Here is a 19,444-nt window from a genome sequence, read left to right as displayed (position 1 = left end):
GGGCTGCGTACGGTCTCGCTAAGGTCAGGAGGTGAGCAGCATCAACCCCACACCCCGCGACTACAACAAGGCAAGTGTCCTTGAAGTGCTTCTCTCCCATGCGCCGTTGACCCGGAACAGGCTCATCGAGCTCACGGGGCTGAGCAAGGCGACGGTGTCGCGGGCCGTTGAGGAACTGCGCTCCGACGGGTTCGTCGTGGACGGGGGAGTCGACGCCGTCGTCGGGCGTGGCCGTCCGTCGACGTACCTCGATGTGCCCGAGACGGCCGGACATGTCGTGGGGGTCAGCTTCGGCGCCGCTACCACCGGCGTGCTGGTGACCGACCTACGCGGCCGTGAGATCGGACACGTGATCGTTCCGACGGTCGAGCACCACGACGTCCCCGCTGCCGGCCGGTGGCTGGTCGACCTGATCGCGCAGACCAGCGCCTCCGCACGAGGGCCACTGCGCCAGGTCGTCGCGGCACTGCCCGCCCATGTCCGCGACGGCGCCGAGGTCTTTCGACCTGCCGATGCGACGAAAGTCTTCTCCGGCAGAGACCTGCACCGAACCGTCGAAGAGCTCGTCGGCGCTCCGGTGACCTTCGACAGTGACGCGAACGCGTCCTTGCTCCAGGTGCTCACGGACGACGCGAGCATCCATGACGCTGCCCTGTTCAGCGTCAGCAGCACCCTGAATTTCGCCACCTGCAGGGACCGGGAACTGGCTCGGGGACGTACTCCTGCGTTCGGCGACATCGGTTCCCTCTCCTCCGGCATCGACGACCGCACCCTCAACGAGCTGCTGAGCACCGCAGGGCTTGTGAAGTTCGCTCGCGAACACGGACTGGACCTCGAACGCGTCGAGGACCTGTGGCTGGCACCTCAGGACCATCGAGCCCGTGCGGAGATACTCAAGGCGTTCACGACGGCGGTCACGACCGCCGTGAGCATCGTCGCCGTGACACTCGATCCCGAATCCGTCTACTTCGTCGGCCGGTTGCACCCCTTGGTGGACGAGGTACTCCCCGAGGTACGCAAGCGACTCGCACAGAACCTGCCGGCCGCCCCTCGGATCACGACCGTCTCCCAGATTCTGGGACTCTCGGTAGCACGCGGCGCGGTACACGCGTGCCTGGCCATGACCCACAACCGCCTACGGGACGCGCTGCTCAAGGCGCGCAGTCAGGGACCACGGCAGGAGCAAGCTGCGCCGGCATTCTGATCCGGACTGCGAGCACGAGGAACGTGAGCGCCGTCGCGACAAGTGGAACAGGCCCGTTTCCGCAGGAGGCTCCGGGGTCGGATGCCACCGCCGGCGCTACCGCGGACCCCGCCACCCCGAGGCCTCGCCCCCCGGCACGCCACTAACCGACCCGCTGCATAGCCTTCCGATGCCGTTCCGCCATCGCGGATCCGGACTCGCGGCGGGCCATCCTCCGCAGTACGGGTGGTGCGAGGAGGAGCCCGGCGGCCGTCCAGGCGCCCAGTACCCCGGCTGTCTCCAGGTGCCGCCAGGATTCGCCGAGTTCGGCGGCGACCGCGTCGGCCGGGAGGAGGGCTGAGCGGAGGCCGAGGCCGAGCCAGTAGACGGGGAAGATCTGGCCGACGGTCTGGAGCCACTCGGGCAGCTTCGAGAGGGGGAAGTAGATTCCGGAGATCACGATGAGGCCCATGACGGGAAGCATCAGCAGGCCGATGGTGCGAGGGCTGTCGACGAGGGAGCCGATGACGGCGCCGATGGGCAGGGTGGCCAGGAGGCCCAGCGGTACCACCCAGAGCAGCGTCAGCCATGCTCCGCCGCCCTGCCGGGCAACGTCTTCGACCAGGAACACGCCGGCGGCGAGGGCGAGTCCCATGGAGACGAGTGCCGTACCCGACACCATGACGATCTTGCCGACCAGGTGGCCGACCATGCCGTGAGGCACGGACTTGGCCCGCAGCAGGGTGCCGTCCTCGCGCTCGGTGGCCAGGAGCTGCGCGGTGGTCATCATGCCGGTGAAGGCGAGCGTCATGCCCACCATGCTCGGCAGCATGAACGCGCCGACCGAGATGCCGGCACCCTCCAGCCGATCGTCCCTGACCAGGAACAGCGGCACGACGAGCAGGACCGTCCAGATGGTGTATCCGAACACGTCCTGGCCGGTGGTGAAGGTCTGCCGGAGTTCTATGCAGCCACGCCGCACTCCCGCTCTCGCCGCGTGCCACACCGGACTCACCGGACTCGTCGGACTCATCCGACTCATCGCGTTCCCTCCCCGAAAGCCTGTGCCGCGCGTTCGCCGGAGATGCTCCCCGCCTCCGACTCGCGCACCATCGTCAAGTAGGTGTCCTCCAGGCTCGCCCGGCGCACCTCCAGCCCGCCGACCGCCTCGCCGTGCTCCTCGAACAGCCGGCGGACGAAGGGGGTCGGCTCGGCCGTCGCCTGCTCGTAGGGCTTCCCGTCCAGGGTCCAGCGCACCGTGGCCTCGGCCGATATCTGCCGGGACAGCTCCTCGGCGGGGCCGTCGGCCACGATGCGGCCACCGGCGAGAATGAGGATCCGGTCGGCGAGCTTCTCCGCCTCGGCAAGGTCGTGCGTGGTCAGCAGAACGGTGGTGTTCTCGTCCGCGAGCCCGCGCACCAGGCCGTGGAACTCGTTCTTGGCCTCCGGGTCCAGACCGGCCGTCGGCTCGTCCAGGAACAGCAGCTCGGGTCGGCCCACAAGGCCGATGGCCACGTCGAACCGTCTGCGCTGCCCGCCCGACAGGGTCCCGACCCGTTTGTCCGCCTGCTCGGTGAGCCCCACGGCGGCGATGAGGTCGTCGATGTCCCACGGCCGCCGGACGAGGGGGGTGGAGTACGGCGCGTAGTACGAACCCAGCTGGACCAGCAGCTCCCGCACCCGCCACTTGCCGTGGTCGCGCCAGGACTGCAACACGATGCCCAGGCGCGCACGCCACCGCTCGTCCCCGCGAGCCGGATCGGTGCCGAGGACGGTCACGTCACCGGCCGAGCGCATCCGGAAGCCTTCCAGGATCTCGATCGTGGTCGTCTTGCCCGCGCCGTTCGGGCCGAGCAGTACGACGACTTCCCCTCGACGGGCCGTGAAGCCGACCCCCTTCAGTACGTCCTGGGTGCGGTAGCGCATCCGCAGATCGCGTACGTCGATGACCGTGTCGTTCTCCGGCGGTGGACTGCTCCCATCGCTCCTATCCCCGGACAGGGCGTGAGCGGTCTTCATACGTGTTCCCCCGGTCAGTCTGTCTTCTCGTGGTCGTCACCCACGATCGTCTGCGGCCGGTCGTGGCCGCCTCGCGGTGACTGTCCGGGCCCTACCCGGGTGAACACATTACCTAACGTTTACCTGCGGGCCGATGCATGAGAGCGGCTGCCAGCGCCACCCGACGTGGCGCCGGAACCGCGGCCCTCACCGTCAGCGCGTCCCCTTCGCCGCGAATTCGGCGACCTGGTCGACGTTGTCCTTGGTGATGAAGGCCGGGCCGGTGAGGACGGGGGCGGTGCCGCCGCCGCTGAAGTTGCCGTTGGTCTTGTAGAGCCAGAGGGCGTCGACGGACAGGTAGCCCTGGAGGTAGGGCTGTTGGTCGACGGCGAATTCGACCGTGCCGTCCTGGACGGCCTTGACGAGATCCTTGTTGAGGTCGAACGTCGCGACCTTGGCGTCGGTGCCCGCGTCGGACACGGACTGCACGGCGGTGAGGGCGATCGGGGCGCCGAGGGTGACCACCTGGTCGATGGAGCCGTCCTGCTTGAGCTTGGCGGTGATCGTCGACTTCACGGACGGCATGTCGGTGCCGTTGACGTAGAGGGTGTCGGTCTTGCCCTTGAACCCCTTTTTCAGGCCGGCGCAGCGGGCCTCCAGGGCGACCTGCCCCTGTTCCTGGATGACGCAGACGGCGTGCTTCGCGCCGAGTTCGTTGAGCCGCTCGCCGAAGGCCTGGCCGGCGATGTTCTCGTCCTGGCCGAAGTACTCGAGCATGCCGAGCTCCTTCCAGTTGCCGACACCGGAGTTGAAGCCGACGACCGGGATGCCGGCCGCCTGGGCCTTGGCCACCACGTCCTTCATGGCCTCCGGCTTGGCGGCGGTGAGGGCGATGCCGTCGACCTTCTGGTCGATGGCGTTCTGCACGAGGTTGGCCTGGTTGCCGGCGCTGGGATCGCTGGAGTAGACGAGCTTGATGTTGTCCTTGGCGGCGGCGGCCTGGGCGCCCTTGCGGATGAGGTCCCAGAACGTGTCGCCGGGTGACGCGTGGGTGATCATGGCCACCGTCATCCGGGGGGTGTTCGCCTTGCCCGCCGAGGCGGCCGCGCCCTCTTCCTCGGACTTCTTGCCGCCCGAGCTGCTGGAGCAGCCCGCGGCGAACAGGACGCCGGCCAGAGCGGTCGCGGTGAGTGTGGCGGCTCGTTGGTGTCTGCGCATGTCCCCTGCACCTCGCTGTGCGGTCCGGGGCACTAGAGCGCTTTATTAGCGCGCTCTAGTGCCAAGTGCCACGTACTATGAGGCCGCCCCGGAGGGCTGTCAATGGATATGTCAGGACGTCTCTACAAGGCCTGAAAGGGAGGGTGCGCGTTCCTCACGCCGCCGACACCCGCGTGAACCTCCCCGCCACATGCAGGTCCGCCTCGATGGCCGTCGCCGTCGCCCTCAGCTCGGGCAGGATGTCGTGGACGCATTCGCCGGCGGTGTGCCGGGCCGCGTGCATCGCGACGTTCACCGCGGCCACCACACGGCCCGTGCGGTCACGGACCGGCACCGCGATGGAGCGCAGGCCCTCCTCCAGCTCCTCGTCGACCAGGGCGTAGCCCTGCGCGCGGACCTCGTCCAGGATCGCGGAGAGAGCCGCGGGGTCCGTGACCGTGCGCGGGGTCAGCGCCTTCAACTCGCCCAGTACGCGCGCCTGTTCAGGTACGTCGGCGAGCATCACCCGCCCCATCGAGGTCGCGTACGCCGACAGCCGCGTCCCCACCGTGATGTTGACGCTCATCACCCGGATCGTGGCCACCCTGGCCGTGTACTGGATCTCCTCGCCCGACGGCGACAGGACGGCCAGCGACGCCGACTCGTGGACCCGGGTGGAGAGGTCGGCGAGGTGCGGGGTCGCGATCTGGGAGAGGGTCGTGCGGGAGAGGGGCGGAAACCCCAGGGAGAGGACCCTCGGGGTGAGCGTGAACGTGCGGTGCGGAGCCGGCCGCACCAGCCCCAGATGCTCGTAGGTGATCAGCGCCCGGCGGGCCGTCGCCCGTGCCAGGCCCGTCGCCTTCGCGACCTCCGTCAGGGTCAGCTCCGCGCGGCCCTCACCGAAGGCCGTCAGGACGGTCAGGCCGCGGGCCAGGGATTCCACGAACTCCCTTCCCAGCTCCAGCTTCGACGCCCCCGTCCAGGTCGCAAGCCCCGACGGCGGCGCGGCCGGCTCCGGCGGCGGGGACTCGCGCAGCTCGCGTTCCATGTCCGTCACCGCCGCCCGCAGCCGGGGCAGGAGCGTGTCGCGCAGGCCGGCGGCGGTGTGGCGGCTGGTGTGGCTCACCACGCTTGCCACACAGGCGACTTGGCCGGTGCGCGGATCGCGTACGGGTACGGCCACCGCGACCAGGCCCGGTTCGATCAACTGGTCGTCCAGCGCCCAGCCGTCAGCCGCCGCCTGTGCCGCCCGGTGCTCGAACTCCTCGTCGGGGTGGGGGTGTTCGCGTGGCGGTACGGCAGGAAAGGCCCGGTCCTGCGGGTCCGCCGCCCGGCGTGCGCGCCAGCGCGCCCAGTCGTCGTCGCTCCACTCGGCGGCGAACAGCGGTCCTGGCGCGGTGCGTTCGGCCGGGAGGAGGTCGCCGATGCGGAAGCTGAGGGACATCGCGCGGCGGCGGGTGGCCTGGTGGATGAAGCGGATGCCGTCGCGGTCGCCCACCGCGAGCGACACCGACTCGTCGAGTTCGTCGGCGAGTTCGTCGGCACGGGCGGCGAGGAGGGCCGGCAGACGCAGGGCGGACAGGTAGGCGTTGCCCAGTTCCATCAGGCGCGGGGTGAGGACCGCGTCCCGGCCGTCGAGACGGACGTACCCCATGCGCGCGAGCGTCGAGGTGATCCGGTCGATGGTGGAGCGGGCGAGTCCGGTGGCCCGTTCCAGCCCGCTCGGGCTCAGCGTGCCGCCCGCCTCGGTCAGGTGCCGCAGCACGGCGATCCCCCGCATCAGCGGGGTGACCGCCTCGGCCGGTACGGCGTCGGGCTGGCCGGTCGCCCCGAGGGCGGCGGTCGTGGTGTTCGCGGGCATCGGCTCTCCGGTACGGCGGTCGCGGCAGCCCTACGGTAATCCGCGCGCGTTTCCGTTCCGTCAGCCGCGATGGGTGGTCGGTCGTCTGCGGGTTCGTTGTGGCTGGTCGCGCAGTTCCCCGCGCCCCTTGAGGGCGCTGCAAGCGCCCCAAGCCCTTCACTTCCGCGTCGGCCTGGGCCCCCGTGTCACCCGGACCTGATGCTTCCCGCCGGGGCCCGCGTCCGTCACCGCGATCCGGATGCCGTGGCGGGGGTCGCGGAAGTCCTCGCCCGGGGTGAAGGGTGCGTCGGAGAGTTCCGCGTGGACGTTCGGGCTGCGGGTGCAGCCGCCGCTGTCACGGCGTGAGTCGTACACCGTCACTGGTCCGCGGCCGGTGTCCACCGTCGCGTCGACCTTGTAGATCAGCACGCCGGGGCGGCAGACGGCCTCGTCGTTGCCGCCGCGGGTGCGCAGCTCGACCGCGTAGCCGGTGCGGGCGTCGAGCGGGACGAAGACCAGCTTGGGGCCGCCCGCGCGGGACAGGGGGGTGAGCGTGTGGTCGCTGGTGCCGGTGTCGGCCGCGCAGCCGACCTGGGCGGCGTCCAGCCAGCCCAGTTTCCATTTGTGCCAGCCGAGGAAGTCGTTGTTGGCGCCCCAGTCCTCGCTCATGATGTCCCAGTGACCGACCGCGGCCCCGCCTTCCTGGGTGTAGAGGTCGGGCAGGCCGAAGACATGGCCGTTCTCGTGGGGCAGGACGCGGTAGCCGGTCTTGCCGTAGGTGCCGGAGCCGTCGTCCTGGCGGGAGTAGACGAAGGACGCGTTCGCCACCGGCCTGCCGTCCGCGACGGGCGCCTCGGTGTTGCCGGCGAAGGTCACCGACAGGACGGTGTCCAGCGCGGAGGGGCCGGCGTTCGGGGTGATCAGCACGTTCAGGAAGTCGTACGACGTGAAGTCGACCTTGGGATCCGCGGCGGCGACGAGGTCCTGGACCAGGTCGCGGTAGCCGGGGTCGAAGGGGGCGCCGCGTTCTATGCCGTACGCCCGGAACGGCTTCGGCATGCGCAGCCACTGGCGTATGGGCGTGTCGGGGCGGTAGTCCAGGCGGCCGTAGGAACTGGTCCGGAACCATTCCCGGGTCTGCGGGAAGAACTCGGCGTAGCGGTCGAGCGCGGTGCCCTGGCCGGGCGCGTCGGAGAAGTCGATCATGAGGGTGAGGGCGCGGACGGTGCCTGTGGAGCGTGAGTAGCCGCGAGGGGTCGGGACGCCCTCCGACATCTGGACCTGGGGGCCGCCGGTGATCATGCAGGGGCCGTGGGCGGCGGAGCGGGCCAGGGCGATCGAGCCGGCGCCGGCCGTCGTGGAGGTCGCCGCCGGGTGCCCCGTACCGGCCGCGTTGCTGACCGCGAAGGTCAGGACGGTCACGGACGCGAGGGCGGCCAGGCGGCGCGGGCGTATCCGACGGGTGGCGGTCGGCTGCGGCATGCACGGCCCCCTTCGCTCCGGGCAGCCGCAGGTCACGGACTGCGCCCTTTCGATCACCCTGGGGCGGGGGGTGGGGCGGGCGCGCGCTGGAGGGGCCGAACGTGCGTTTCCCGCCGGTAGGGATGTGACTCAGGTCACAGAAAGTTTCTTCGAGGGCGGGAAATAACCGGGGATCGTTTCCCCGTTTAGACCTGTGTCCGCGCGAAACGGGGAGAGCTTCCCCGGATCGCACCAGAGCCAATCGAGGAGTACGCCGTGCAGACCGCGACCCCCGTGCAGAAGAAGGTGACCCGGCCGCGCGCCGACGCCCTGCGCAACCGGGAGCGGATCGTCACCGCCGCCCGCGAGATGTTCACCGAGTTCGGCCCTGATGTGCCGCTCGATGAGATCGCCCGCCGGGCCGGCGTCGGCAACGCCACGGTGTACCGCAACTTCCCCGACCGCGAGGCCCTGGTCCGCGAGGTCGTCTGCTCGGTCATGGACCGTACGGCAGAGGCCGCGCACCAGGCGCTGGCGGAGACCGGGGACGCCTTCGAGGCCCTGGAGCGCTTCGTGCACGCCGCCGCCGACGAGCGGATCAGCGCGCTGTGCCCGATGATCTCCAGCGCATTCGACCAGCACCACCCCGACCTGGTGGCGGCGCGGGAACGGGTCGAGCAGCTCATCGCAGAGGTCATGGAGCGTGCCCAGAAGGCGGGCCAGCTCCGTTCCGATGTGGCCGTCGGCGACGTGATGCTCGCCGTGGCCCAGCTCAGCCGGCCCCCGGCCGGTGTCGGCTGTATGAGCCTCGACCGCTTCGTCCACCGGCACCTGCAGCTCTTCCTGGACGGACTGCGGGCCCCGGCCCGCTCGGTCCTGCCGGGGGTGGCATCGACGATGGAGGACCTGCGGAGCCCAGCCTGACCGATTAGTTCAGCGCCTCGCGCCAGTCAGTCACGACACACAGCTTCCGGCCGTCAGTGACGACGAGCCGTTCCTTGACCAGTCGTTCCCTAGACCCGTCGTTCCCTTACTTCACCGTTTTTCCGTCCCGAAGTCCCGAAGTGGGTATCCCCATGTCTGAAACAGCCTCAAAGGCTCCCGGCGCCCCGGCCTCGTCCGGCGACGCCAACCGCTGGAAAGCGCTCGTCTTCATAGCGCTCGCCCAGCTGATGGTCGTGCTCGACGCGACCATCGTGAACATCGCGCTGCCTTCCGCCCAGGAGGACCTGGGCATCTCCGACGGCAACCGGCAGTGGGTCGTCACGGCCTACGCCCTCGCCTTCGGCGGACTGCTGCTGTTCGGTGGCCGGGTCGCCGACCTGTGGGGCCGGAAGCGCGCCTTCGTCGTCGGTCTGATCGGCTTCGCCGGGGCCTCCGCGCTCGGCGGCGCCGCCACCAACGAGGCCATGATGTTCGGCGCCCGTGCCCTCCAGGGCGTGTTCGGCGCACTGCTCGCGCCCGCCGCGCTCTCCCTGCTCGCCGTGATGTTCACGGACGCCAAGGAGCGCGCCAAGGCGTTCGGCATCTACGGTGCGATCGCCGGTGGTGGCGGTGCCGTGGGCTTCATCCTCGGCGGTGTGCTGACCGAGTACATGGACTGGCGCTGGACGTTCTTCGTGAACATCCCGTTCGCCATCGTCGCCGCGCTCGGCGCGTACTTCGTCATCCGTGAGCCGGAGGGCGGCCGCAACCGCAACCCGCTCGACATCCCCGGCGTCCTGCTCTCCACCCTCGGCCTGGTCGCGCTGGTCTACGGCTTCACCCGCGCCGAGTCCGACGGCTGGGGCGACTCGGTGACCGTCGGCATGTTCGTCGCGTCGGCGGTGCTGCTGATCGCGTTCGTCATCACCGAGGCCAAGGTCAAGGCCCCGCTGCTGCCGCTGCGCGTGATCACCGACCGCAACCGCGGCGGGATCTACCTCTCGCTCGGTATCGCGATCATCGCGATGTTCGGCACCTTCCTGTTCCTCACCTACTACCTGCAGATCGTGAAGGGCTACACGCCGATCAAGACCGGCTTCGCCTTCATGCCGATGATCGTCGGCATGATGGTCGGCTCGACCCAGATCGGTACCCGTCTGATGACCCGCGTCCCGGCGCGGATGCTGATGGGCCCCGGCTTCCTGGTCGCCGCGATCGGCATGCTCCTGATGACGCAGCTGGAGATCGGCTCGTCGTACAACTCGACGATCCTGCCCGCGATGCTGCTGCTCGGCCTCGGTATGGGTACGGCCTTCATGCCGGCCATGTCCCTGGCCACCCTGGGCGTCGAGCCCCGGGACTCCGGTGTCGCCTCCGCGATGGTCAACACCTCGCAGCAGGTGGGCGGCGCGATCGGTACGGCACTGCTGAACACGATCGCCGCGTCGGCCACGACCACCTACATCGCGGACCACATCGGCTCGGCGACCTCCAGCTCCCAGCAGCAGCTGGTCCAGCTGCAGGGCCAGGTGCACGGCTACACCAACGCGATCTGGTTCGCCGTCGGCATGCTGGTCCTCGCCGCGGTCATCGTCATGGTCCTCGTCAACGCAGGCAAGCCCGACACCTCCGCGGTGGCCGGATCGGCCGATGGCGTCGAGGATGAGGTGGCGATACCCGTCGTCGCCCACTGAGCCGACGACACCCTTCGGGACCGACTCGTACGTACGGGGGAGGGGACGCTCTCGTACGTACGACTCCCAGGACCTGCCCCCGACTCCGCGCACCGGAGCCGGGGGCAGGTCCGCACCCTTTTGTGGCTCAGCTTTGTGGCTCAGCGGAGCCAGGGCAGGTCCGCACCCGCCTCGCTCGGCTGCAGCCCCTCCGCGATGATCTGCATGATCTCCCCGAGAGACTTCTGCTGCTCCGGGGTCAACCGGTCGAACAGCGCCTGGCGCACGGCCTCCACATGACCCGGCGCGGTACGGCGCAGCACCTCCGCCCCCTCATCCGTCAGCACCGCGAACTGCCCCCGCTTGTCGGAGGGGCAGTCCTCCCGCCGCACCCACCCGTTCTTCTCCAGGCGCGCGATGGCGTGGGAGAGCCGGGACCGGGTGATCTTCGCGTTCATGGCCAGCTCGGTCATCCGCAGCCGGCGGTCGGGGGACTCGGCAAGGGCGACCAGCAGGCCGTAGTAGATGTGCGGCATGCCCGCGTCACGCTGGAGCTGGCGGTCGAGGTGGTCCTCGAGGAGCGTGGTGGCGTGCAGGTAGAAGCGCCAGGTGCGCTGCTCGTCAGCGGTGAGCCAGCGAGGCTCCTCCGCTGCGGGCGCATCTTCTGCGGATGTCGGTGCCATGTTCATGTACTCCACTGTACGAGGGCTCTCCTTGAAAGTTAAACAAACGCGGCGTAGGATTCAGAAGGGATGTTTCAGAGTTGAAGCAATAGCTCGAGCAGCAGTTCTTCGGAGGGAGTCGCCGTCATGTCCGCCGCCACTCAGGAGCGCATGCCCGCCCTGTATCTCAGTCACGGCGCCCCGCCGCTCGCGGACGACCCGATCTGGCCCGGTGAACTCGCCGCCTGGTCCGCCGACCTGCCGCGCCCCAAGGCGATCCTGATGGTCTCCGCCCACTGGGAGGAGGCCCCGCTCGCCCTCGGCGCCACCGAACCGGTCCCGCTCGTCTACGACTTCTGGGGCTTCCCCGAGCACTACTACCAGGTGCGCTACGACGCCCCGGGCGCCCCCGAACTCGCCGAGTCCGTACGGAAGTTGCTGCGGGCGCCGGGCATGCCCGTGCAGGACGTGCCGGACCGGGGCCTCGACCACGGCGCCTATGTCCCGCTGGTGGAGATGTTCCCCGAGGCCGACATCCCGGTGCTTCAGGTCTCCATGCCGACTCTCGACCCGGTCCGGCTCATGGAGATCGGCCGCACGCTCGCGCCGCTGCGCGACGAGGGCGTGCTGATCGTCGGCTCCGGCTTCTTCACCCACAACCTGGCCGCGCTGCGGCACACCGGCGGGGGAGTGCCGCGCTGGTCGTCGGAGTTCGACGACTGGGGCCGGAGCGCGCTGGAGTCCCGTGACGTGGACTCCCTGCTGGACTTCCTGAACAAGGCCCCGGCCGGCCGCTACGCCCATCCGCGCACCGAGCACTTCGCCCCGCTGTTCGTGACGCTGGGCGCGGCGGACGCGGCCGGTGAGCTGGACGCGCAGAAGTCGGTGATCGACGGGTTCTGGATGGGAATGGCGAAGCGGTCCGTTCAGTTCGGGTGACCTCTGTCCGAGTGGCCTGCGTGGCCTGCGTGGCGTACGTGGCCTACAGATCCTTCTCATACCAGGCGACGTCCCAGTAGCGCCCGAACTTCCGGCCCACCTCGCGGTACGTGCCGACGTACCGGAATCCGAAGCGTTCATGCAGCCGCGTGGACGCTTCGCCCGGCTGGACGATGCCTGCGTAGGCCCGGTGCAGGTCCTCGCCGGCCAGCGCCTCGAAGAGGGCCTCATAGAGGAGCGTGCCGATGCCGCGGCGGGCCGCGCCGGGGGCGACGTACACCGTGACCTCGACGGAGGTCGCGTAGGCGGGCTTCGCACGGTAAGGGCTGGATGTGGCGTAGCCCAGAATTTCCTGTGAGTCCACCGCCGCGGCAACCTTCAGCCGGTACGGGCCGTCTTCAGGGTGGGAGAGCAGCCAAGGACGACGCTCTTCCGGAGTGAAGGCAGCCGTGTCAAATGTGATGGGCGTCTCACGTACGTAGTGGTTGTAGAGGTCGGTGAGGGCTTCGAGGTCAGCCTCGACTCCCGGCCTGACCTGCACCTCTGTACGTTCCGACGACATCACGCCTCCTATGTGGCGGCACAGGGTACTGCATGATCAGAAAAATAGAGGGGCCGGTTGGGAATTCTGTCCTGATTCCAGTCGTTGTTTCCATCGGATGCAGGGCACCCGAGGAGTGAACCGAAGAGCCACCCGAGGCGTAGAACCGGGCATCCGCAGAACCACCCGCTGACCTCACCATCGCAAGGGAGCACGCATGGCAACCGGTGCCGTCGCCCGTCGTCAGTCCGCCAAGGGCGGGACCGACGCGGCACGCAGTGTTCGCGCCCACGGCGGCGAGATCGCCGACCGCGACCTGGTCGGCATGTACCTCGACGAGATCGCGCGCACCCCGCTGCTCGACGCCGCCAAGGAGGTCGAGCTGTCTCAGACCATCGAGGCGGGTGTGTTCGCGCGACAGGTCCTCGACGGCGAGGCGGAGTCCCAGGTGGACGCCTCCCGCGAGGAGCTCGAGGCACTGGTCGCCGAGGGTGAGCGGGCCAAGGACGTCTTCATCCGCTCCAACCTCCGCCTGGTCGTCGCCGTGGCCCGCCGCTACCCCCGCAGCGGCCTGCCCCTGCTGGACCTCATCCAGGAGGGCAACGCGGGCCTGGTGCGCGCGGTGGAGAAGTTCGACTACCGCAAGGGCTTCAAGTTCTCGACGTACGCGACCTGGTGGATCCGCCAGGCCATCACCCGCTCGATAGCCGACCAGTCCCGCACCATCCGGCTGCCCGTCCACCTGGTGGAGGAGCTGGGCCGGATCCGCCGTATCCAGCGCGAGTTCAACCGGGAGAACGGCCGCGAGCCGGAGCCCGCCGAGATCGCCGCCGAGCTCGGCTCGACGCCGGAGCGCGTGACGGACGTCCTGGACTGGGCCCGCGACCCGGTCTCACTCAACATGTCGGTGGACGACGACGGCGACACCCAGTTCGGTGACCTGCTCGAGGACACCTCCGCGGTCTCGCCCGAGCAGTCGGTGCTGACGCTGCTGCGCAGCGAGGGCCTGGAAGACCTGATCGGCCGCCTCGACCAGCGCACCGCCTCGATCATCAAGATGCGGTACGGCATCGAGGACGGCCGGGAGCGCACGCTGACGGAGGTCGGCAAGGAGCACGGCCTCACGCGCGAGCGGATCCGGCAGATCGAGAAGCACGCCCTGATGGAGCTGAAGAAGCTGGCCCGGGACACCGGGTTCGACGCGGCGGCGTAAGAGACCTGTAAGAGACCTGTAGGAGAGACTGTTTCGGGTCCGGCGCGCGTGGGAAGCTGCGTGCGCCGGGCGGCGTACGGCCTCGGCAGGCGCGTGCGCTGGTGGCGAAAGACCGCGCAAACATGGCGTGTTTAACGCCGCTTCAACCCGCGGGGCCGCGGGAACAAGACCAGCGACCCCCTTTGAACCAAGTCCCGACGCCCTCCCCCCGGCGCCGGGACTCTCCCCGAGCCGGGTTCCGGTGCCCCTCCCCCCGGGCGCCGGGGCCCGGCTCTGCCCCGGCCTCCCCCTGCCAGGGCATGCTGGAGGGCAGGCCACCCCGTACCTGAACCACGGGGTGGCCCGCCGAATGGCAGATTGTGTCACAGGGGCATAGCCTGCCGAGTGTGAGCAGTCCCACCCCCGCACAGAACCGGGGCGCCTCCGCGGCGCCCTCCGGGTCCGCGCCGATGTCGCTGACCGAGCGCCGCAAGGCCGAGACCCGGATGGAGATCGCCAGGGCGGCGGCCCGTCTCTTCGTCACCCAGGGCCTGCGGGCCACCCGCGCCGAGGACATCGCCCAGGCCGCGGGCATCGCTCCCCGCACCTTCTATCGCTACTTCGCGACCAAGGAAGAGGCCGTCGCCCCGCTCTACATCATGGGCGCCCAGCGCTGGGCCGAGGCGGTGCGGGAGGCTCCCCCCGAACTGCCGCTCCCCGAGGCCCTGGAACACGCCGTACGGCACACCCTGACGCCGGGTACGGCGGTCTCCGCGGCGTCCTGGGAGTGGGTGCGCACGCTGGTCCGCCTGGCCATGACCAGCCCCGCGCTGCGGAAGGTGTGGGGCGAGGTGTGTCTGGCGTCGGAGGCGTCGCTGGCTGTGGTGTTGGGGGAGCGGGGTGGGTGGGGTGGGGTTGGCGACGACAACGTTGCCGAAGGCTCTGTGATGTCCCCCGAACTCCGTTACGCCGCTGCCGTCGCCGACGCCGCGGTGCGCGTGGCGGTCGAGACCTGGGCATCGGGGGAGGCGCCAGCGACGGGGCCGGAGGGGCCGGCCGCGTTGGCGTTGCGGAACTTGGAGGCGGTGCGGCGTTTTTGGAGCGAGGGGTAGGCCGTCGTTCGTCTGCGGGTGTGTTGTGGCTGGTCGCGCCCACGCGGCGGTAGCCGCAAATCCAATACAGCCCCGCGCCCCTTCGGGGCGCTTCAGTCCCCGCCCGCTCGGCTCAGCCGCCCGCCCAATTCCCGTACGCACTCCACGAGTTCCGTGGGTGCCTGCACCGTGAAGTCCACTCCGAGCATCGCTAGCCGTACCGCCAGCCACTCCACCGGATCGCTCGTGGTCGCCCGCAGCCGGCACCGGTCCGTGCTCAGCGGTTCGGGTGCCCCGAGCCAGGCCGGCAGTCGTGGGCCCACCGCCTCCGCCGAGGAGGCGAACGTGACCGTGAACGCGTAGGTGTCCTGCTGCCCCCGGATCGACTGCCGCAGATACTCCGCCGCGCTCCCCGTCGGCAGCTCCCGCGGAGCGAACCGCGTGCCGGTGGCGAAGGGCTCGCTCACGCGGTCGACGCGGAACGTACGCCAGTCGGCGCGATCGAGGTCGTAGGCGACGAGGTACCAGCGGCGTCCCGTCGACACCAGCCGGTACGGCTCGGTCAGCCGTCGCGACTCGGTGCCGTCCTTCGCGCGGTAGGCGAAGCGCAGTCGCTCCCGCCCGGCCACGGTCGACGCCATCACGGTGAGCGTCTCGGGCGCGATGCTCGCCCCGTCTCCGCTGGTCAGCGGTGTGGTCGCGGCCTGGAGCGTGGAGACGCGGTGCCGTAGCCGGGACGGCAGCACCTGCTCCAGCTTGGCCAGGGCCCGTACAGAGGCCTCGTCGACCCCTTCCAGTGCGTGCCCCGCGCCGGCCCGCAGTCCGACCGCGATCGCCACCGCCTCCTCGTCGTCGAGGACGAGCGGCGGCATCGCCTTGCCCGCGACCAGCCGGTAGCCGCCGTCGGCGCCCATGGTCGCCTGTACCGGATAGCCCAGTTCGCGCAGCCGGTCGACATCCCTGCGGACCGTGCGGCGGGAGACGCCGAGCCGGTCGGCGAGCTCACCGCCGGGCCATTCGCGGGGCGTCTGGAGCAGGGAGAGCAGCTGGAGGAGCCGGGCCGGGGTGTCTGTCGTCATGAGTTCGAGGATGCCGCAGAACTAGGACATGATCTGACCTAGTGCACTTCTAGGTTGAGGACATGACTTCCACCGAGACCTCACCGCACGGGCCGGCCGCTCCGGCAGACCGTCGCCGTTGGTTCGCGCTCGCGATCGTGATGACCGCGGCCTTCATGGACCTCGTCGACGTCACGATCGTCAACATCGCCATCCCGTCGATCCGGCAGGAAGCCGGCGCCTCCTGGAGCCAGATCCAGTGGATAACGGCCGGTTACGCGCTCGCCTTCGCCGCGGGCCTGATCACCGGCGGACGGCTCGGCGACATTCACGGCCGCAAGCGGGTGTTCCTCGTCGGCATCGGCGGCTTCACGCTCGCGTCGGCGCTGTGCGGCTTCGCGGCGAACGCGGAGATGCTGGTCGCCGCGCGGATCCTGCAGGGCGCGATGGCGGCGCTGATGGTGCCGCAGGTGCTGTCGATCGTGCACGCGACGTTCCCGGCGCACGAGCGGGGCAAGGTGTTCGGGCTGTTCGGCGCGATCGTGGGTCTGGGTGCTGTCTCCGGTCCGCTGCTGGGTGCGCTGCTGACCGAGTGGAACCTGTTCGGGCTCGAATGGCGGCCCATCTTCCTGATCAACCTGCCGGTCGGCATCGTCGGTCTGATCCTCGGCAGCCGCTTCATCACCGAGTCCAGGGCACCGCGGGCGCTGAAGCTCGACCTCGTCGGCGTCGGCCTGGTGACGCTGGGTCTGCTGATGCTGCTCTACCCGCTGACCCGCGGCCGTGAGCTGGGCTGGCCGCTGTGGGGGTACGTGTCGATGGCGGGCGCGCTCGTCGTGTTCGCGGCGCTGGTGGCGTACGAGAAGCGGAAGGCCGCGCGGGACGGCTCCCCCCTGGTCGAGCTGTCGTTGTTCAAGGTGAAGAGCTTCGCGGCTGGTATCGCGGTGCAGACGGTGTTCGGGATCGGGCTCGGTGTCTTCTTCCTGGTGTGGACGCTGTACATGCAGACCGGGCTGGGCTGGAGCCCGCTGCGGGCGGGGCTGACGGGCGTGCCGTTCTCCATCGCGGTGTCCGTGGCGGCCGGGATGTCGGTGCAGAAGCTCGTCCCGCGCTTCGGGCGCAAGGTGCTGCAGGCGGGCGCGCTGACGATGGCGGCCGGTGTCCTGCTCTACCTGTGGGAGTCCGAGCGGTACGGCCTCGGGATCGCCTCCTGGCAGATGGCGCTGCCCCTGATCGTGATGGGTGCGGGCATGGGCCTGATCTTCGCCCCGCTGACCGACGCCGTGCTGTCGGAGGTGCCGCGCGAGCACGCCGGTTCCGCGTCGGGGCTGATCAACACCGTGATGCAGATGGGGAACGCGCTGGGGCTCGGGCTGGTGTCGGTCGTGTTCTTCGGCCGGATCAGCGAGCGGCTGGCGCCGGCCGAGGTGGGCCCGGCGTTCGTGGACGCCTTCCAGTACGCGCTGGGGTGGGTGGCCCTGGTGATGGGCGCGATCTTCCTGCTGATGTTCGCGCTGCCGAAGCGGCCGGCTCAGCATGTGGAGGGGGCGGAGGCCGAGGTGCGGGTGACGGAGCGGGAGCCTGAGCTGGTGCCGTAGGCGGGAGGTCCGGTCCGCTCGGAGGGGCTCGGTGTCGATGGTGACACCGGGCCCTTTTGCCATGGCCGGAGTGTGGAGGTGACGCCCGGAAGTCCGTTCATGCCCGGATGACGTCCGACCCTGTTTACTTTCCGGAAATCCGGGCGTAGCCTCCCGACTGAAACCACAAGTTCGGGCATGAGTCGGAGGTGAACGGGCATGTACGCACCGGAGCGGCAGCAGGAGATCCTCCGCCTCGCCCGTGACGGCGGGCGCGTGGACGTGGTGTCGCTGGCCGAGGAGTTCCAGGTCACGGCGGAGACGATCCGGCGCGATCTGAAGGCCCTCGACCGCGCCGGCCTGGTCCGCCGGGTGCACGGCGGGGCCATCCCGGCCGGACGCCTCGACTTCGAGCCGGACCTCGCCGAGCGCGAGACCACCGCGGCCGACGAGAAGGACAACATCGCCAAGGCGGCCCTCGCCGAGCTGCCGACCGAGGGCACGATGATCCTCGACGCCGGTACGACGGTGGCGCGGCTCGCCGCGGCCATCCCGCTGGAGGCGTCCCTCACCGTCGTCACGCACAGCCTGCCGATCGCGGCACGCCTCGCCGATCACCCGGGCATGCAGCTCCATCTCGTCGGGGGGCGAGTACGGCACCGTACGCGCGCCGCCGTGGACGCCTGGGCGCTGCGCGCGTACGGCGAGATCCGGGCGGACGTCCTCTTCGTGGCGGCCAACGGCTTCTCCGCCGACCACGGTCTGACCACCCCCGACCTCGCCGAGGCCGCGGTCAAGCGCGCGGCCCTCGCCGCCGCCCGCCGCGTGGTGCTGCTCGCCGACTCCTCCAAGCACGGCCAGGAGCACTTCGCCCGGTTCGGCGACCTGAGTGACGTGGACCTGCTGATCACCGACAGCGGGCTGAGCCCCGAAGACGCCACCGCGATCGAGCGCGGCGGCACGGAAGTAGTGCGCGCATGATCCTCACCGTCACCCCCAACCCGTCCCTCGACCGCACCTACGAGGTCCCCTCGCTGGAGCGCGGCGAGGTCATCCGCGCCACCGGCGAGCGCATGGACCCCGGCGGCAAGGGCGTGAACGTCTCGCGCGCCGTCACGGCAGCCGGGCAGCGCACGGTGGCGGTGCTGCCCCTGGGTGGTGCGCCGGGCGCGCTCGTGGCGGATCTGCTGGACGCGCAGGGTATCGAGGTCGCGCCGGTCCCGGTTGCCGGGCACACCCGCTCGAACATCGCGCTCGCGGAGTCGGACGGGGTGCTCACGAAGATCAACGCACCGGGTCCGGAACTGTCGGCCGAGGAGCAGGAGCTGCTCTTCGAGACGGTGCGCAGGCAGTCGCAGGACGCCGCGTGGATCGCGTGCTGCGGGAGCCTGCCGCGAGGGCTCGCGCCGTCGTGGTACGCCGAGTTGGTCGCGCGGGCGCACGCCGTGGGCGCACGGATCGCGCTGGACACCTCCGGGCCCGCGTTGCTGGAGGCGCTGCGTGAGCGGCCCGACGTCGTGAAGCCGAACGCCGAGGAACTCGCGGAGGCCGTCGGACGCCCGCTGGCGACGGTGGGCGACGCGGTGAAGGCGGCCGAGGAGTTGCGCGAGATGGGTGCGCGGGCCGTGCTGGCGAGCCTGGGCGCGGACGGGCAACTGCTCGTGGACGGCGCGGGCGCCTGGTTCGGCAGCGCGCACGTGGACGCCGTGCGCTCCAACGTGGGCGCCGGCGACTCCTCGCTCGCCGGGTTCCTGATCGCCGGCGGCAGCGGCCCGGAGGCCCTCGCCTCCGCCGTCGCACACGGTGCCGCCGCCGTGCAGCTGCCCGGCAGCGTGATGCCGACACCGGGCGACCTGGACCCGGCCGCGGTGACGGTCACGGCCGACGTACCGGTGGACCGCGTACTGAAGGAGCCGGTGTCATGACCGATGTGATGTCTTTCATACCGGTCACGGCTTTTGCGGCATTGGTGACTTTGATGACGATGGCGGCTATGGCTACGGCTGGAGCTACGGCTACGGCTGTGGCATCGGCTGGGGCTACGACCTTGGCGTCATCGGCGACACCCCATGGACCGGCCTTGAAGCGGCGAAGCACCCCGTTACTCG

General features: G+C 70.2%; 17 protein-coding genes. 9 read left to right on the top strand and 8 right to left on the bottom strand.

The window, feature by feature from the left end:
• The first annotated feature begins 31 nt into the window (after nucleotides 1-31).
• Entirely contained in the window at nucleotides 32-1,204 is a 1,173-nt protein-coding gene (locus KCH48_RS22895; RefSeq protein WP_307840915.1) for an ROK family transcriptional regulator, read from the top strand.
• Between the two features lie 142 nt (nucleotides 1,205-1,346).
• Here the strand turns inward: KCH48_RS22895 and KCH48_RS22890 are convergent, their stop codons facing one another.
• From KCH48_RS22890 to KCH48_RS22870, 5 genes are all read right to left on the bottom strand, one after another.
• Entirely contained in the window at nucleotides 1,347-2,225 is an 879-nt protein-coding gene (locus KCH48_RS22890; protein WP_246885682.1) for an ABC transporter permease, read from the bottom strand.
• Nucleotides 2,222-3,109, bottom strand: coding sequence for an ABC transporter ATP-binding protein (locus KCH48_RS22885; RefSeq protein ID WP_307840918.1), 888 nt, complete (start codon nucleotides 3,107-3,109; stop codon nucleotides 2,222-2,224). The genes KCH48_RS22890 and KCH48_RS22885 overlap by 4 nt, the downstream gene beginning before the upstream one ends.
• 285 nt (nucleotides 3,110-3,394) lie before the next feature.
• Complete coding sequence (locus tag KCH48_RS22880; protein WP_210576546.1) at nucleotides 3,395-4,399, bottom strand: sugar ABC transporter substrate-binding protein; 1,005 nt, start codon at nucleotides 4,397-4,399, stop codon at nucleotides 3,395-3,397.
• A gap of 154 nt (nucleotides 4,400-4,553) precedes the next feature.
• The gene (locus tag KCH48_RS22875; RefSeq protein ID WP_210576545.1) at nucleotides 4,554-6,239 is read right to left on the bottom strand and encodes an IclR family transcriptional regulator C-terminal domain-containing protein; all 1,686 of its coding nucleotides are present in this window, start codon (nucleotides 6,237-6,239) and stop codon (nucleotides 4,554-4,556) included.
• A gap of 156 nt (nucleotides 6,240-6,395) precedes the next feature.
• Nucleotides 6,396-7,700, bottom strand: a complete 1,305-nt coding sequence (locus KCH48_RS22870) for a M6 family metalloprotease domain-containing protein (RefSeq protein ID WP_210576544.1) — start codon at nucleotides 7,698-7,700, stop codon at nucleotides 6,396-6,398.
• Between the two features lie 255 nt (nucleotides 7,701-7,955).
• Between KCH48_RS22870 and KCH48_RS22865 the strand changes: the two genes are divergently transcribed.
• Both KCH48_RS22865 and KCH48_RS22860 read left to right on the top strand, forming a co-directional pair.
• Entirely contained in the window at nucleotides 7,956-8,603 is a 648-nt protein-coding gene (locus KCH48_RS22865) for a TetR/AcrR family transcriptional regulator (protein WP_210576543.1), read from the top strand.
• A 152-nt stretch (nucleotides 8,604-8,755) separates the two neighbouring features.
• Nucleotides 8,756-10,297 (top strand): MFS transporter, encoded by a 1,542-nt coding sequence (locus tag KCH48_RS22860; RefSeq protein WP_210576542.1) that lies wholly within the window; start codon nucleotides 8,756-8,758, stop codon nucleotides 10,295-10,297.
• 140 nt (nucleotides 10,298-10,437) lie between these two features.
• On the opposite strand, the gene KCH48_RS22855 is transcribed toward KCH48_RS22860, so the two are convergent.
• Nucleotides 10,438-10,965: a MarR family winged helix-turn-helix transcriptional regulator gene (locus tag KCH48_RS22855; protein ID WP_210576541.1), complete on the bottom strand. Its 528-nt coding sequence runs from the start codon at nucleotides 10,963-10,965 to the stop codon at nucleotides 10,438-10,440.
• A 120-nt stretch (nucleotides 10,966-11,085) separates the two neighbouring features.
• Between KCH48_RS22855 and KCH48_RS22850 the strand changes: the two genes are divergently transcribed.
• Nucleotides 11,086-11,877 (top strand): dioxygenase, encoded by a 792-nt coding sequence (locus KCH48_RS22850; protein WP_210576540.1) that lies wholly within the window; start codon nucleotides 11,086-11,088, stop codon nucleotides 11,875-11,877.
• 43 nt (nucleotides 11,878-11,920) lie between these two features.
• On the opposite strand, the gene KCH48_RS22845 is transcribed toward KCH48_RS22850, so the two are convergent.
• A complete protein-coding gene (locus KCH48_RS22845; protein WP_210576539.1) occupies nucleotides 11,921-12,439 on the bottom strand; it encodes a GNAT family N-acetyltransferase in 519 nt (172 codons plus the stop codon).
• Nucleotides 12,440-12,635: 196 nt separating this feature from the next.
• Here KCH48_RS22845 and KCH48_RS22840 point away from each other — a divergent pair, with 196 nt between their 5' ends.
• Nucleotides 12,636-13,631, top strand: a complete 996-nt coding sequence (locus tag KCH48_RS22840; protein WP_210576538.1) for an RNA polymerase sigma factor RpoD/SigA — start codon at nucleotides 12,636-12,638, stop codon at nucleotides 13,629-13,631.
• Between the two features lie 485 nt (nucleotides 13,632-14,116).
• Nucleotides 14,117-14,722 (top strand): TetR family transcriptional regulator, encoded by a 606-nt coding sequence (locus KCH48_RS22835; protein ID WP_210576577.1) that lies wholly within the window; start codon nucleotides 14,117-14,119, stop codon nucleotides 14,720-14,722.
• 92 nt (nucleotides 14,723-14,814) lie between these two features.
• Here KCH48_RS22835 and KCH48_RS22830 read toward each other — a convergent pair whose 3' ends face one another.
• Nucleotides 14,815-15,780 carry a YafY family protein gene (locus KCH48_RS22830; RefSeq protein WP_210576537.1) on the bottom strand — a complete coding sequence of 322 codons (966 nt, stop codon included), beginning with the start codon at nucleotides 15,778-15,780 and terminating at the stop codon, nucleotides 14,815-14,817.
• 62 nt (nucleotides 15,781-15,842) lie between these two features.
• Between KCH48_RS22830 and KCH48_RS22825 the strand changes: the two genes are divergently transcribed.
• The 3 genes from KCH48_RS22825 to pfkB all read left to right on the top strand — a co-directional run bounded on the left by KCH48_RS22825 (nucleotide 15,843) and on the right by pfkB (nucleotide 19,261).
• Nucleotides 15,843-17,357: an MFS transporter gene (locus tag KCH48_RS22825; protein WP_210576536.1), complete on the top strand. Its 1,515-nt coding sequence runs from the start codon at nucleotides 15,843-15,845 to the stop codon at nucleotides 17,355-17,357.
• 198 nt (nucleotides 17,358-17,555) lie between these two features.
• Nucleotides 17,556-18,317: a DeoR/GlpR family DNA-binding transcription regulator gene (locus KCH48_RS22820; protein WP_210576535.1), complete on the top strand. Its 762-nt coding sequence runs from the start codon at nucleotides 17,556-17,558 to the stop codon at nucleotides 18,315-18,317.
• Nucleotides 18,314-19,261, top strand: coding sequence for a 1-phosphofructokinase (gene pfkB / locus KCH48_RS22815; protein ID WP_210576534.1), 948 nt, complete (start codon nucleotides 18,314-18,316; stop codon nucleotides 19,259-19,261). Before KCH48_RS22820 ends, pfkB begins: the two co-directional genes overlap by 4 nt.
• Nucleotides 19,262-19,444: the final 183 nt, after the last annotated feature.

It is taken from the genome of Streptomyces sp. GESEQ-4 (genome assembly GCF_017948455.1).
GTDB lineage: Bacteria > Actinomycetota > Actinomycetes > Streptomycetales > Streptomycetaceae > Streptomyces.
The sequence above is the reverse complement of the archived record's forward strand: the minus strand, read 5'-3'. Positions and strand labels throughout refer to the sequence as shown.